The organism is Streptosporangium nanhuense (assembly GCF_059358815.1).
Genome location: NZ_JCADBG010000026.1, coordinates 13,753 through 28,271, shown reverse-complemented (window position 1 = coordinate 28,271; position 14,519 = coordinate 13,753). Strand labels below are relative to the sequence as shown.

At 68.1% G+C, this 14,519-nt stretch carries 12 protein-coding genes; 4 read left to right on the top strand and 8 right to left on the bottom strand.

Annotation, left to right across the window (positions count from 1 at the left end):
* Nucleotides 1-368: 368 nt before the first annotated feature.
* Nucleotides 369-1,949 (top strand): hypothetical protein, encoded by a 1,581-nt coding sequence (locus tag AC5L38_RS36490; protein ID WP_495247369.1) that lies wholly within the window; start codon nt 369-371, stop codon nt 1,947-1,949.
* Between the two features lie 150 nt (nt 1,950-2,099).
* Here the strand turns inward: AC5L38_RS36490 and AC5L38_RS36485 are convergent, their stop codons facing one another.
* A complete protein-coding gene (locus tag AC5L38_RS36485) occupies nt 2,100-2,570 on the bottom strand; it encodes a MarR family winged helix-turn-helix transcriptional regulator (RefSeq protein WP_495247368.1) in 471 nt (156 codons plus the stop codon).
* Between the two features lie 70 nt (nt 2,571-2,640).
* On the opposite strand from AC5L38_RS36485, the gene AC5L38_RS36480 reads away from it, so the two are divergent.
* Nucleotides 2,641-4,737 carry an MMPL family transporter gene (locus tag AC5L38_RS36480; RefSeq protein WP_495247367.1) on the top strand — a complete coding sequence of 699 codons (2,097 nt, stop codon included), beginning with the start codon at nt 2,641-2,643 and terminating at the stop codon, nt 4,735-4,737.
* Between the two features lie 33 nt (nt 4,738-4,770).
* On the opposite strand, the gene AC5L38_RS36475 is transcribed toward AC5L38_RS36480, so the two are convergent.
* The 7 genes from AC5L38_RS36475 to AC5L38_RS36445 form a co-directional block, all read right to left on the bottom strand.
* Nucleotides 4,771-5,751 (bottom strand): ferritin family protein, encoded by a 981-nt coding sequence (locus tag AC5L38_RS36475; protein ID WP_495247366.1) that lies wholly within the window; start codon nt 5,749-5,751, stop codon nt 4,771-4,773.
* Between the two features lie 448 nt (nt 5,752-6,199).
* The gene (locus tag AC5L38_RS36470) at nt 6,200-7,033 is read right to left on the bottom strand and encodes a tetratricopeptide repeat protein (RefSeq protein ID WP_495247446.1); all 834 of its coding nucleotides are present in this window, start codon (nt 7,031-7,033) and stop codon (nt 6,200-6,202) included.
* Nucleotides 6,943-8,433 carry an ATP-binding protein gene (locus AC5L38_RS36465; RefSeq protein WP_495247365.1) on the bottom strand — a complete coding sequence of 497 codons (1,491 nt, stop codon included), beginning with the start codon at nt 8,431-8,433 and terminating at the stop codon, nt 6,943-6,945. The genes AC5L38_RS36470 and AC5L38_RS36465 overlap by 91 nt, the downstream gene beginning before the upstream one ends.
* Nucleotides 8,434-8,612: 179 nt before the next feature.
* Nucleotides 8,613-9,215, bottom strand: coding sequence for a DUF6879 family protein (locus AC5L38_RS36460; protein WP_495247364.1), 603 nt, complete (start codon nt 9,213-9,215; stop codon nt 8,613-8,615).
* Nucleotides 9,216-9,249: 34 nt separating this feature from the next.
* Nucleotides 9,250-9,519, bottom strand: a complete 270-nt coding sequence (locus AC5L38_RS36455) for a hypothetical protein (RefSeq protein ID WP_495247363.1) — start codon at nt 9,517-9,519, stop codon at nt 9,250-9,252.
* A gap of 589 nt (nt 9,520-10,108) precedes the next feature.
* A complete protein-coding gene (locus AC5L38_RS36450) occupies nt 10,109-10,402 on the bottom strand; it encodes a hypothetical protein (RefSeq protein WP_495247362.1) in 294 nt (97 codons plus the stop codon).
* A 194-nt stretch (nt 10,403-10,596) separates the two neighbouring features.
* Nucleotides 10,597-11,442, bottom strand: a complete 846-nt coding sequence (locus AC5L38_RS36445; RefSeq protein WP_495247361.1) for a helix-turn-helix transcriptional regulator — start codon at nt 11,440-11,442, stop codon at nt 10,597-10,599.
* Nucleotides 11,443-12,158: 716 nt separating this feature from the next.
* Here AC5L38_RS36445 and AC5L38_RS36440 point away from each other — a divergent pair.
* On the top strand, nt 12,159-13,109 hold the full coding sequence (locus AC5L38_RS36440) for a hypothetical protein (RefSeq protein ID WP_495247360.1): 951 nt from the start codon (nt 12,159-12,161) through the stop codon (nt 13,107-13,109).
* Entirely contained in the window at nt 13,106-14,440 is a 1,335-nt protein-coding gene (locus AC5L38_RS36435) for an ATP-binding protein (RefSeq protein WP_495247359.1), read from the top strand. The genes AC5L38_RS36440 and AC5L38_RS36435 overlap by 4 nt, the downstream gene beginning before the upstream one ends.
* Nucleotides 14,441-14,519 lie beyond the last annotated feature (79 nt).

The window sequence follows — 14,519 nt, the reverse complement described above, 5'->3', positions numbered from 1 at the left end:
GGTTCCACCCCAACGTGTTGCCAGACCCGCTGATTGTGGACAGCGTTTCCAGGACGGCACGGAAACTGTTCGATCTGCTTGGTGAGGCCGCACCAGTCTCCCGCTGGCTGGCAGAGCCGTATCTGGTGGCCGACATGGACCAGCGTCTTCGGGCCGGTCCGCTTGAGAAACAGATACGCAAAGATCTGGGGCACCTGGCCGCCGTATGTCGTGCCCCGCACGCCCGTCTCCATACTGAGCATGTGCTCGTTCCTGTGAGTAAGGCGAGGGCGATCACCTGGAGGACGGTCTCTCATCTGGCCGCCCACAGTGAGACGTGGGCAGCGCGCCGTCTTCGCGGTGTGGAGCCCGCTAAGCTTCTCACCCCCGTGACGTTGCCTGACCACGACCTGTACGAGAACCAGGTTGTCGCAGCGCTCGTAGACGGGCTCTGGCGACATGTTCTCGACCGGATCTCCGAGCTGAACAGCATCCATGAGCTGATCGTTCACGGGCAGGACTTCCTTGACGAGGCGCGCGAACGCCCGAGCTGGCGGGACCGCGAACGTCTCTTTGAGGACATCAGCGAGCTGCTGTCCGACAGGAATATGGCGGATCGCCTTACGGAGGAGCGCGGCCGGCTGGAAGGGCTGCGCGTGGCCCTGGCACCACTGTTGGCGTCCAGGCTCAGGAGGGGGGTACGTACGCCGTACAGCGGACCACCTCGCCTCCGGCCCACCAATCTATTCGTGAACAACGTGCACTACCGCCACTGCCGTAGTCTCTGGGACTCCTGGATCAGGCTCAGACGCCGTGACGATCGGCGCGCGGTTGACGATGAGACCGTCGCGAACTGGTGCCATGACTTCATCGGATATGCCGCGCTCGTCGTACTTAGAGCCCTGGCCCAGCTTGGCGCAGACCTGACCGGCCACGACTCCGACCCGCCATGGCCACGGCTGGGCTTTCGCTACCGATCGGCAGAGGGCGACATCACCTGGAACGACGATGAGACCTTCACGGTGAGTCTGGGCGACGGTCCCGTCATCAGGATCGTGCCACTGCCGCACGCGCTTACCGCGAGTCAGGACGCACATCTGGCAGAAGAAGCCCTTACTGACGTCGCGATCACGGCACATCGCACTGCTGTGCTCTACCCTGCGGACCCTCGTGAACGCAAGGCACTCCCCATGGGGGCACGCCTTCGCTTCCACAGCTCGCGGCCTGTCACGTACGGTGATGTGACCCTGCCCGCAATGGTTCCGGTGAGCCCTTTGGACATCAACAGTGTTGGGCGAACCGCGCGGCTCATCCGTACGGCGCTGGACGAACGTATCCTGCTCGACTATCCGGCGCGGGTGACCTGTCCTACAGAGGTCGCGACCTCGTTAGCAGGTAGTTCGGAGTGGATAGAGAAAGGGCAGAACGAGCTGCTCATAATAAGTCCTCCTGACGATGATGAGCTGGCCACTTTTCTGGATGCGCTGTCTCATCTTCGTCTCGGGGCATCTCGTGTTCACCGCCGTGGAGACAACCGCGACATTATTCAAGGGCTGATTACTGATGTGAAGAACGCGGTGGCCGGAATTCGGGCATTGACCTCGTGTCCGGTCTGCGGTCGCCCCGCTTTCCAGCCGGGACGGGCCTTCCAGAAACGGGAGAACGGAACCTACTGGTGTAATTGTTCGGGTTGTGGGACCGAATGGGGGACAAGGCGATGCGTTCTTTGTAGAAAGGCACATGCGGTTCTCGTTGCTCCCGGTGCTGAGGAGCGCGTGGGTGGCGACGGAGATCTCATCGATCACCGCTTCTCCCAGGATGTCCTAGCCCTGCCATGCTGGGTGCGGGCCCGCAGTTACATCTGCTCAGCGTGTGGAAAATGCCCTGAGATCGGGACGCCTAATTGCGTTCGATGTAAAAACGGCCCTGAGTCCTTTCCTGCGACTCCCTTGGCGATACCAAGCGCTTGACTCGTTACCCCCGAAACAAGCAAAAGCGCCGGACTCCCGATTTTGTCGAGGGGTTCCGGCGCCACTTTCGTACCCAAAAAGCGCAACATTTTAGTCTTTCCTGCTGCCATTAAGTCATCGTGCCAAATGCAGATAAGTGTCGACATGAGTTCAGCCTGACCCCGGCGTGGCTCGTAGCGCGTCGAGCTCCTCGTTCATGGCATCGAGGAAGGCGGCGGCGGCGCGCAGCTCCTCCGGGCCGAAACGCCGCAGGACGTTGTCCGTGCTGCGGCCGAGCGGGCGGAAGAAGACCGCGGCGAGTTCCTGTGCCGCGTCGAGGTAGTGCAGGTGGACCACGCGCCGGTCGTGCGCGTCGCGGACCCGGCGGATGTGCCCGGCCCGCTCCAGCCGGTCGAGGCACGCGGTGATGGCACCCGAGGTGAGGTTCAGCTCCTCCCGCAGCCGGCTCGGCGTGATCGGCGACGGAGCGTCGAAGATCTTCATCAGGGCCTGCACGTCGGTGGGGTGCAGCCCGTGCTCGTTGGCGAACTCGTGGGCGATGCGGTTGAACTCGGCGGTCATCCGCCGTAGCCGCACCGCGAAGGACAGCAGGTCGATGCGCTCCTCGCCGTCGCCGTCCATAACGCCATGCTACATTAACTCAATTATTGAGTATCTTAATAATTGAGCTATGTGTGAGAAGGGTGATCTCATGGCGCGGCGACCGATCCGCTGGCTTGTCCCGGCGATGCTGGTGCTGGTCTGGCTGGCCGTCGGCGGAGGGCTGGGGCCGTTCGCGGGCAAGCTCGCCGAGGTGTCCACCAACGACCAGGCCGCTTTCCTGCCACAGAGCGCGGAGTCCACACGCGTCCTGGAGGTGCAGGAGCGGTTCCGCGAGGACGCGACGCAGCCGCTCATCGTGGTGTGGACCGCGGACGGCGAGGACGTCACTGCCGAGCAGGGTGAGGCGGCGACCCGGGCGCTCGCCTCGCTGCGCGGGACGGAGGGAGTCGTCGGGGCTCCCACGCCGTCCATCCCGTCGGACGACCGCCGGGCGTTGCAGGGGGTGGTCCAGCTCGGCCCCGACGTCGAGGACTCGCTCGGGGAGACCCTGGACCGGATCGGCTCGGCGGTGGCGGTCGACGGCATGCGGGCCCAGCTCGCGGGGCCGGCGGCCACCCGGGCCGACCTGTCCGACGCCTTCGCCGGGATCGACGGCCTGCTTCTCGGCGTGGCGCTGATCACCGTTCTGATCATTCTGCTGGCGGTGTACCGGAGCGTCCTGCTGCCGATCGTCATCATCGGCGGCGCGGTCTTCGCGCTCGGCCTGGCGTGCGCCGTGGTGTACTTCCTGGCCGACCGTGACATCGTCCGGGTCGACGGCCAGGTGCAGGGCATCCTGTTCATCCTGGTCATCGGCGCGGCCACCGACTACGCGTTGCTGCTGACCGCCCGCTTCCGGGAGGAACTGGCCACGACCGGCGACCGCTTCACCGCGGGCCGCGTCGCGCTGCGGCGCTCGTTCGAGCCGATCGTCGCCAGTGCCGCCACGGTGGCCCTTGCCCTGCTCGCGCTGCTGCTCAGCGGCCTGACCAACAACCGCGCGCTCGGCCCGGTGGGCGCCATCGGCATCGCGTGCGCCGCCCTCAGCGCGCTCACCTTCCTGCCCGCGGCCCTCGTCCTGCTGGGCCGCGCCGCCCTGTGGCCCGCGAAGCCGCGCCCGGCCGACGCCGAGGCCCGGGGGATCTGGAGCCGGGTGGCCACCCTGGTCGACCGCCACCCGCGCCGGCTCTGGATCGCCACCGTCCTGCCCCTTGTCGGCCTCGCCCTCCTCGCGCCGCAGCTGAACGCCGGAGGGGTGCCGCTGGACGAGACCTTCGTGAACGACGCCCCGTCGGTGGCGGCGCAGGCGACGCTGGGCGAGCACTTCCCCGGGGGCTCGGGGCAGCCCGCGGTCATCGTCGTCCCCGCCGGGCGCGCCGCGGCCGTGGCGGAGAAGGCCGGCGGCGTCGAGGGCGTGTCCGACGCCGCGGCGGTGACCCAGAGCGGCCGGCCGGGTGACGACACCCCCAAGGTCGTCGACGGGCTCGCGCTGGTGGAGGCGACGCTGGACGACGCGCCGGACGGCGACGCCGCCCAGGACACGGTCAGGCGCCTGCGCGCCGCGCTCGCCCCCGAGAGCGGCGTCCTGGTCGGCGGTTACAGCGCCCAGCGGTACGACACGGCGGAGACCGCGAAGAGCGACACACTGCTCATCGTCCCGGTCGTCCTGGCGATCATCCTGCTCATCCTGATCGTCCTGCTGCGCTCGCTGGTGACGCCGGTGCTCCTGGTGGTCACCGTGGCACTGAACTTCCTGGCCACCCTCGGCGTCTCCACGCTGGTCTTCACGCACGTGTTCGGCTTCACCGGCGTCGACGCGTCCGTGCCGCTGTACGGCTTCGTCTTCCTGGTCGCGCTGGGGGTGGACTACAACATCTTCCTCATGTCCAGGGTGCGCGAGGAGACCGCGAACCACGGGGCGCGGGAGGGGTTGCTGCGCGGGCTGGTCACCACCGGCGGGGTGATCACCTCGGCGGGCGTCGTGCTCGCCGCCACCTTCGCCGCGCTGGTGGTGATCCCCCTGGCCTTCCTCGTGCAGATCGCCTTCATCGTCGCCTTCGGTGTCCTGCTCGACACCCTGGTGGTGCGATCCCTGCTGGTCCCGGCGCTGGTACGGAACCTGGGGGTGCGGGCCTGGTGGCCCAGCCGCCTGGGCCGTGCCGAGGTACGGGAGGAGTGCCGGGAACTGACCGAAGCGTCGAGGTGACATCCGGCACGGGCGGCGGTGCGGGCGAAGCCGTCATCCCGAAGCGGGACACCGCCCTCCGAGGGCGGACAGCGCGGCGGTGAAAGCACGTGCGTGCCCCAGCTCGTCGTGTGCGATCTCCGTCAGCAACTCCGCCGCGGTCGTGTCACCGACCGCGGCGGCCCGGCGGGCGTAGCTCGGGTACATCCGGTCGCCCTCACGGGTCTCACCGGTGATCGCCTCGCACAGGTTGGACCTGGTGCCGCGAACCAGACCGGCGAGCCTCGCCTGCTCGGCGAAATGCTCGGTCAGCTCGACCCGTGCGGTGCGGTCGAACAGCACGGCGAGTTCCGGCCGGCCGGTCGCCCGGGCACGTTCGGCGTAGAGGGTGTACGCCGCGTGGGCGAACGCCTCTCCACGCATCGCGCTCCGCAGGTTGCGCAGAGTCCGTGGCGACGACACCTTCGGCCTTCCCGCGGGGATGCTCACCGCTTCGACGATCATGCCCTCCGGGACGGTCACGCCGGACGACGGATCGCTGACGGCTCTCAGCGCCTGGACGAAATCGCGGCGATGCCGGGCCTCGTCCCCGCTGATCTCGGTGAAGAGCCTGGCCGCCTCCAGGTCGCCGTCTGCCTCGGCCTGCGCGGCGAACCTCCTGTACATGGTGGTCGCCTCGTAGGACTCCCCGGCGATGGCGGCGCGCAGGTTGGCGGCGTTGTCACCGACCAGCCCGATCAGCTCCGCCTGTTCGGCGAAATGCTCGCCGAGCTCGACGGCCGCGGTGCGGTCGAACAGCGCCCGCACAGCCGGCAACCGTTCCCTGGCCGCCTGGGCGGCGTAGGCGCGGTACTCGGCGTGGGCGAACGCCTCGCCGTGCATGGCCGCGGTCACGTTGGCCCGCGTCGACGGATCGATGCCGCTTGCCCCGTGGCCGGGCGAGGCGGTGGCGCCGCCGGCCGGAGTGGCGAGGAGCGCGACCGTGCCGACAACGGCCGCACCGATCCGCCACCGGGCGAAACCTTGGATTCTCATGTGGCCCCCGATCCGCGAGCTCCTACGGCCCGACACTGTGAACGCGGTCGAGCCGGGTCGCCATGCGGGTTCGAGCGCATCGGATTCGTACCCTTGCGCGAGCTTCGAACTTCCCCGGAGATTAAGGTTCGAATGATCATTGACTAAAGGCGGCCTGGCGGCTCGACCGCCGACGCCGTTCCGCCGGCGGTCCCGCACATGGAAGCGAGAGTGACTCGCCCGGTTGCGGAGTTCCGTCCCCGCCTCACGTACTTCCTCGATCATCAGGTCGCGGTGCGCGCGGAAGCGGCCGAGCGGGGCGGAGGTGAGGACGGCGCCGATCACGCTCGCCGAACTGCGCCCATGCTGGAGGTGAACGTCCGTACGACCACCTCGACGTGCTCGGATGACAGCTTGGCCTGGGTTCTTTCCTTGTTTCTGTTGGCAGACCTCCCTGCTTCTGGCCGGTTCAGCCCGTCTCCGCCATCCGTGACTCGATGTGGTCGCGTACCGCCACCGCCCGTAGGTCGTCGTAGTCGGCGAGGAGCCCCAGCGCCTCCGTCCAGTGCCGACGAGCCGCTTCCGGATCCTCGTCGAGCAGGGCCGCACCCAGGCTGTCGAGGGCCAAAGCCTCGTGCCAGGCGTCGCCGAGCTCGTGGTGGACGGCGGCGGCCTGGCGGTGGAAGTCGGCCGCCTCCGCGTGACGGTCGAGGTGGCGGTAGGTCTCGCCCGCGCCGTGCCAGGCCAATGCCTCCCGGCTGCGGTCACCGAGGCGGCGATGAAGCGTGGCGGAGCGGTGGTAGGAGTCCAGCGCGTCGGCGAATCGGCCGCCGGCGAGCTGGGCGTTGCCGAGGGTGATGAGCCAGAAGCCCTCCAGGCGGTGGTTGCGGAGGCCGAGGGCGATGTCCAGTGCGGCGTGAGCTGACTCCAGGGCTTCCTGTACCTCTCCCCGCTCCCGCTGGAGTTCGCTCATGAGGCGTAGGACGTTGCCCTCACCGCGCTGATTGTCCAGGGACCGGTGTGCCGCCAGCGCCCGCCGGATGGCGTCCGCGGCCTCCGGCAGGCGGCCCGCGTGATAGTGGGTGCTGGCGAGGTTGGACAGCATGGTGGCCTCCCAGTGAGCGGAGTGCTGCTCGTGGAAGGCGGCGGCGGCCTGCTCGAAGTGCTCCGCGGCGTCGTCCAGCCGTCTCGTGCGGAGATGCGCCAGTCCGATCAGGTTGAGCGAGTGCGCCTCGCCGAGCCGGTCACCCAGCTCGCGCCAGATCGCCAGCGCGTTCTGATGGCATTCGAGGCTCTCGGCCAGGTGGTTGATCCGGGTGTACCCATGCCCAGCTCCGTGAGCAGCTGCCCTTCCGCGACGCGGTCACCCAGCCGTTCGGCCGCCGCCAACCCCAGGCGGCCCACGATTAGCCAGTCGGCGGCCGGTGCAGAAGGAGACTGCGCGTTCGACAGGACGGCCGACAGCTGCCAGGTGAGCCGGTCCTGTCCGGTCGAGGCGGCGTTCCGGATCGCCTGCAGGAGGTTCGTGTGTTCACGCTCGGACCAGTCCACGGCGGCGTTGTAGTCGGGGAAGGTCAGTGGCTGCACGCCATTCACCGGCGGCGCGAGTTCCACCCGGGCCTCGGCGGGATTGATCCAGCTCTGGGCGGCGTCGGCGGTGTGCAGGTACCACTCCAGCACCCGGCGCAGCGCGGCCTCTCGCTCCTCGGGCGGTTCCTCCTGTTGTGCCTGGTCGGCGGCGTAGGCACGCAGCAGGCCGTAGAACTGGTAACGGTCTGGCGCCGTCTGTTCCAGCAGATGGGCACCGGCCAGGGAATCAAGGAGTTGCCTGGTTCGGCTGGGGGACACCCCGGCGAGGGCCGCTGCGGCGTGGAAGCCGAATTCCGGGCCTGGATGCAGGCCCAGCAGGCGGAACAGCCGGGCGGCCTGCTCTGGCAGGGCGCGGTAGGACCACGCGAACACCGTACGGACGGCTCCGGCCTCTTCGTCGTCTCCCGTGCTCAGGGCGTCCCACAGGGACTCGTCGCGCAGGTCGGCGATCAGGTCATCCAGCCGCATGTGAGGGTAGCTGACGGCGCGTTCGGCGGCGATGCGCAGGGCGAGCGGCAGCCGGGCGCACAGCTGGGCCAGTTCGGTGAGTTTCTCCTCGTCATCCTCCGGCCGGTATCCGGCGGTGACGGCACGCAGCAGGGCGACGGCCTCCGGCTCGGGCAGCGTGCCCAGCGTCAGCCGACGGGCTCCGTCGTGTACGGCGAGACTCGACAGGCGGTTTCGGCTGGTGACGACGACCAGACAGCCCGCGCCGCCGGGCAGCAGCGGACGGACCTGGCTCGCTGTCGCCGCGTTGTCCAGAACGATCAGCACCTGGCGGCCGGACAGTCGCGAGCGGTAGAGCGCGGCGGCGGCGTCGGGGTCCTGTGGCACGGAATTGGCGCGGACGCCGAGAGCGACCAGAAAACGGTGCAGTGCCTTGTAGGCGGTGACCGGTTCTCCCGGGTCATAGCCACGGAGATTGATATAAAGCTGTCCGTCGGGAAAGCGATCCTGGACCTGGTGGGCCCAGCGCAGTGCGAGCGACGTCTTCCCCACGCCCGCTGTCCCGGCGATCACGTACACCGAGATGACGCGCGGATCGCCGTCCTCACCGATCAGTACCGTGTTCAGCTCTTCGAACTCGCCGGTGCGATTGACGAAACCATGCACATCAGCCGGTAATTGCCGTGGTGTGAGGTTTGCAGGGTCGCTCCGTCCTGGTTTGCCATGCTCGTGGAAGTGGACTCCGCCACTGACGTCCCTGGCTTGTACGACATCACGCGAGGATCCCGACAGTTCGGAACGCGAGCTGCCGGGGCGCTCCTCTTCTTCTCCGGTCCTGTTGACGCCTACTCCAGCTTCGTCCCAGGCGAGTGAAGGTAGATCAACTCGCGGTCGAAGTAGGAAATCACATCCTCGCCACTCTCATAGAGGTTTTTGATGTATTTCTCCCAATCCTCGATGATGCCGGGATCGGTGTAGCGGACCGCGCCGTTCGGGACGCCGGTCGCAGTGTAGAGGATGTAGTAGAGGGTCCGACCGCCGAGGATGACCACTTCAGGAAGCGGATCGGTCTTCTCCGAGGCCGCTACCTTTTCCACGCCGATCACGCGGATCCGCTCGCCGCATTCGGCGCGGAGCCGCAGCGAGTGCAGCTCCCACTGCATATACGGTGTGAGCGGTGTCTCGACCACGCGTACCCGGTGAAAGAAGGAGCCACGGCGTTCGTCCTCCCGGGCGAGCGCGAGCAGGTCGTCTCGTCTCTCCTCAAGCAGTCGTAGCGCCTCGTCCCAATCGCCTCGGCGAAACGCGTCACGGCTTGGACTGCCCTGCTCCTCGAAGTGCTGCCGCCGCTCGAACTTCCAGGAGTCACGGTTGCGAATCTGCGCGTCCCGTTGCCGGAAGTCGCGTCTGTAGGCCTCCCTGACGAGTTTCTCGCCCTGTGCGGGCACGCCCCGTCCGGGAACGACGAAAGGGGCACGGGGATCAAACATCGACGATGTCCGCCTTGGCCGTGCTGAGCATGATGCCAGGGATGACGACCAGTCGCTCATCTGGGGCGAGAGACACGCCTTCCGGCAGGTGAGGGCTGTAGGCGGCCGTGAGGTCCCTGCCGATCACCGCGATGTCACCGTTGCTGAGTTGCCAGATATCTGGGCATTCGTCACGGCCGTCCGAATGACCCAACTCTTTGGCCGACTTCCCTAATCGCCGCTCGAACAACGCGGAAGGGTCGGCCTCCCAGGAACGAGCCATGCCCGCCTCCAGTCGGCTTGGCTGTACGTCTCACCTGTGCGGAGCATATGTTGGACGGTTCTCCAGGACAATGGAATGAGCAGATCGTCACGTAAAAATAGCCGAAAAACAAACGGCTGGGCCGAAACAGGAGTAAAGCCGGCCGGGTGAAAGCGTTCGTCGCGCCGCTTCACAGGTTCTCGATGCGCAGGGTTACGGCGGATTGACGCCGGGTCGATCCTGGGTGGGCGGACGGCGATCTGTTATGGACCGCGACAGACTTTCCGTATTTGCGCTATGGCTGCGTATCTCGACATCCGGTTCATCGAAGATCGATTCTGGTGGTCGGTGGATTCCGAAGACTTCGAGAGCAATATGGTGCGTACAGAACACAAAGGGCTTTTCTCTACCAAAAGCTCTCATGTCACTGACGAGGGAAGCGGAAGTGCCGGTGTCGTGGCAGGTCAGAACCCCCCGAAGCGCCTGTGGTGGTCGATCACGGCAGGTTCACATGCGCGACGCACGAACTACCCGCCGGAGCGGTGGCCCGTACAAGAGCGGCTGGTCGGAGTCGCAGGTGGGGTCTGAACGCTGTCTCCGGAAGAAACAGTCAGTCCGTGTCTTGCGTTCTGTTCGACTTCGGAACGCCGAAGGTGATCCCGCCTTCGATATCCCTGGCCTGTACGGCGTTACCGTGCACGGTGCCGCTGATCTCGTTGTGAAGCGCACCTGGCTCGGGCTCGGGCTCGCCTTCTTCGCGGCGCGAGGAAACAGCACCATAAACCGCCAACCCCAGTCCCAGCAGGCCGACAAAGGCTCCTAGAACGCTGGCGAGCTTATCGGCACGATCCAGGCCGACCGCGATGAAATACCACCCAAGCGCGCCCAGTGCGACCAGCGCCACGACTAGACCTGGCCAGGTCGGTGTGCGTCTCGACATGTGTTCAGTGTCAGCCATATTCCAAGACGGCGAAAGCCGGCCGCCACGAAACCTTTCATGCCCCGCGCCCCGGTACGTCGGCCGCGACGTTTCCCTCGCGTAGTGGGCGTCCGCCGGCTTCGCCTGCGAGACGATCGATCAGGTCTTCGTCGAGGGGGTCAGGACGGCCGCATGGTCTGGGTGCCGATGACAGTGAGGAGTTTCAGCCTGTCGGCGGCCTCGGTGCCGGGGGCGGCGCTGTAGACGATGATGCGGAGGTCGCTGCCGGGCACGGTGAGCACGTCGCAGTCGAGCGTGAGCGGGCCGACGTCGGGGTGGTGGACGGTCTTGCGGTCCGACTCGTGGACGCCGACGACGTGGCTGTCCCACAGCTCCGCGAAGCGCGGGCCGGCGTTCCGCAGGTCGGTGACGAGCGAGCGCAGATCAGTGTCGGCGGGGTAGCGGGCGGTCGCCGACCGGAGATCGGCGACCGCGACCGTCTCGAAGCGGATCTCCTGTTCCGGGGTGTGGCTGACGCGTCCCGGAAGGCCCGTGAAGTGGCGCCAGATCACGTTGCGCTCGCGCCCGACCAGCAGGGAGGGGTCCCCGAAGAGCGCTGCCCACGGCCGGTTCCAGCTGATCAGGTTCCAGGCGGCGTCGTTGACGCTGAGGGGCGTGCTGTCGAGCTGGTCGAGCAGTCGTTGCACGCTCGGGGTGATGTGGGCGGACATGCGTCCGGCGGTGGGCGGTGGCTGGCCCGCGAGGAGGAACAGGTGCTCGCGTTCCTGGGTGGACAGCCGCAGCGCCCGTGCCAGCGAGGTGAGGATCTGCGCGGACGGGGAGGTCGCCCGGCCCTGTTCGAGGCGGGTGATGTAGTCGGCCGACACCCCCGCGAGCATCGCCAGCTCCTCGCGCCGCAGGCCCGCGGCGCGGCGCGGCCCGCCCCCGGGCAGCCCGACCGCGGCCGGGGCGACCCGGTCACGCCAGTGCCGCAGCGCGGGGCCCAGTTCTGCGCTTTCGGTCATTTACCCAGTATGCGACGTTTTCCGGGGTGCAGCCTGGTACCGCCCGTCCCATCCACGGCCCGGTATCACTCAGGGCGCGGGCCTCGATCCGACGACCCGCTTCGGCTGGTACCGCCCGCCCGCCCGCCCACCCGTCCACGGCCCGGTACCGCCCTGCCTGACAGGGGAGGACGCCCTTTATGTGACCGCTGCCGGCCGCGTCCGCCCGGTCGCTGCGGCTGCCGGGCCTCGCCGCAACGACCCGTGGGACGTTGCGGCACGTCGTCGCCAGGTCGGCCTGGGGCCACGCCACCGGTGCCGGGGCGCTCGAACGGCACGAGCGCCGGTCAGCTCCCCAAATGCCCGGGCGCGAACAGCCCTGCGGCTGCCGATCAGAGCGAGTTGTCTGTCTTGATGGCGCTGGACACAGCAGGCCTGGCGGATCCAGTGATCAACTGCTGGTTGTGGAAGATCGCCCGTCTGCTGGATCTCCGTTCCCACATCCCGCGGGAACTCACGTGCTTGACGGCCCCAGGAGGTCCTTGATCACCTGGCCTCGGGCAAGGCCCGTTCCGGTGGTATTTGCATCTGAGGATGCATGGGCACAGCGACCTTTGCCAAGGGGGGCCAGGGGCTGACATCTCTTTGCCACGGTGTGGAATTAGAGATGCAGTCCCTCCGTATTCTGGATGAAAGGTACATAAAGCTCACCTTGTGGATGTTTTGGAGTGGGCCGGATGGCAGATGGCTGGGACGACGGGGGAGGGCCCGACGAGAAGCTCGTGGAGCGGTTCCTGGATGGAAAGCTCACGGGGAACCTGGATGGGAAGCTCACGGGGAACGAGGTGCGCGCCGTGACCCTGCGATCGTGGCGGCGGTGCCAGGAGGCGGGACTCACGCCCAGCACCGTGAGGCCGCGCCTGTCTAGTGATCTTGATTTTGACTGCGGAGTGGTGCGCGCGGCCCGGCCCGTGTTCGAGCGGATGCGTACCGTTATCAAGGGTACCCCCGTGACCATGTTCCTGGGCGATGCGAATGGGGTCTTGTTCCTGCGTAACGAGGGCGAACCGGCCCTGCGCCGGACCATGGACGCGGTCGGCGCCGCGCCCGGGTTCCGCTTCGCCGAGGCGGACATGGGCACCAGCGCCTTTGGCTCGGCGCTGGTGGAACGGCGAATCTGCCAGGTCACCGGCAACGAGCACTTCGCGGAGGAACTGCGCGGCCTCACCGGCGTGGGCGCCCCGATACGCCACCCGCTCAGCGGGCGGATGAACGGGGCCATCAGCGTCGTCTGCCTGAACGACACGGCCAACGCGGAGATGATGGTCCTGGCCCGGCAATCGGCCGCCGCTGTCGAGCGGCGACTGTTCGAAATGGTGGTCGAACACGAGCGGGCCCTGATGGAGGAGTTCCTCGGGACGCCCGAGGGAGGCGTCGCGACGGCCTCCACGCCCCTGGACCTGTGCCGCTGTGATCGGCGCGCCCTGGAGGACGCCGCCGTGAGGCTGGTCGCGCAGGGCCGGGCGGCGGTGGTGAGGATGGTCCTCTCGGACGGCCGCACCGCCACGCTCGTGGCCCAGTCGATCATCGGTTCCACCGCCATCGCGGTGAAGGCGAGACTCACCGACGGCCAGGAGGCCCGGCCGAACGAGGAAGGAAGACGGGGGAGGAACGGGGGAGGAAGGTGACCGGAACCGACGAGTGGCTGCTCGCCATGAGCGAGCCGGGCATCGGCCGGCTCGCCCTGCGGGCGCGTGAGCGACTCGGCTTGCTGTGCGACGCGGGCTGCTGCATCGGCACCACCCTGGAAGTCACCCGGACCGCCGAGGAACTGGCCCAGGTCGCCGTCCCCCGGTTCGCCGACTATGTCGCCGTCGATCTGGCCGACTGCGTCCTGCGGGGCGACGAGCCCGCCGACATGGACGCGGGGCTGCGCCGGGTCGCCTTCGCGGGCATCGGGGAGAGGACCGCTCTGTACCAGCTCGGCGCACTCATCCACCCGCTCCCGTCCACGCCGCAGGGGCGCAGCCTCGCCACCGGGCAGCCGGTGCTCGGCCCGGTGTTGTCCACCACTTTCGGGTGGCTGGCACAGGATCCCGAGCGCGGCCGGAGAATCTGTGAGCAGGGCATCCACTCGCTCATCACGGTGCCGGTGCGAGCCCGGAGCGTCACGCTCGGGGTGGTGAGCTTCTACCGCGCCACGGGCAAGGACGCGTTCGAGGAGGACGACCTCGCCCTGGCCGAGGAACTGGTCGGCCGCGCCGGGGTGTGCGTCGACAACGCCCGCCACTACACCCGCGAGCGCGCGATATCCGCGGAGCTGGAGCGCGTCACCGAGTCGTTGCAGCAGGCGCTCGACCGCCAGCGGTGCTTCACCACCGACGCCTCGCACGAACTGCGCACTCCGCTGGCCGGGCTACGGGTCAAGCTGGAGGAGGCGCAACTTCACCCCGACGAGACCGCCCTCGCCGACCTGGTGAAACACTCCCTGGGCGATGTGGACCGGCTACAGGCCATCATCGGCGACCTCCTCATGCTGGCCCGGATCGGAGCGGCGCCGCCCGCCGCCCTGGAGCCCGTCGACCTGGCCGTACTGGCCGCGACCGGAACCGCGCGCCGCACCGGCGACCCGCACCCGGCACGGCTCGACCTCACCACCGGCATGACGGCCGACGCCGTCCCGGAACAGATCCGCCGGGTGCTGGACAACCTGCTGGACAACGCGCAACGGCACACCGCGCACGACGTGATGGTCACGGTGCGCCGCGCCGGAAGCATGGCCGAGCTCAGCGTCACCGACGACGGCACGGGCGTGCCTCCGGCGGAGCGCGAGCACATCTTCGAGCGCTTCGCCCGGCTGGACACCGCCCGCAGCCGCGACCGCGGCGGCACCGGGCTCGGCCTGGCCATCGCCCGTGACATCGCCCGCGCCCACCACGGCACCCTCCACGTCGAGGACGCGTCCTCGGGCGGAGCGCGCTTCATCCTCCGTCTCCCGCTCAGCACGCGGACCGCCTGACCGTGGCCATGAGAGCGGCGCGGTTCAGCGACACCCGAAGGGACTTACTCCCCGGGGATCGCAGTGCGGCTCCATCTCG

Bases quoted from the DNA above. Each gene is read 5' to 3' on its own strand.
- AC5L38_RS36485 (WP_495247368.1), bottom strand. From the start codon at position 2,570: ATGGACGGCGACGGCGAGGAGCGCATCGACCTGCTGTCCTTCGCGGTG.
- AC5L38_RS36480 (WP_495247367.1), top strand. From the start codon at position 2,641: ATGGCGCGGCGACCGATCCGCTGGCTTGTCCCGGCGATGCTGGTGCTG.
- AC5L38_RS36475 (WP_495247366.1), bottom strand. From the start codon at position 5,751: ATGAGAATCCAAGGTTTCGCCCGGTGGCGGATCGGTGCGGCCGTTGTC.
- AC5L38_RS36455 (WP_495247363.1), bottom strand. From the start codon at position 9,519: ATGGCTCGTTCCTGGGAGGCCGACCCTTCCGCGTTGTTCGAGCGGCGA.
- AC5L38_RS36445 (WP_495247361.1), bottom strand. From the start codon at position 11,442: ATGACCGAAAGCGCAGAACTGGGCCCCGCGCTGCGGCACTGGCGTGAC.
- AC5L38_RS36440 (WP_495247360.1), top strand. From the start codon at position 12,159: ATGGCAGATGGCTGGGACGACGGGGGAGGGCCCGACGAGAAGCTCGTG.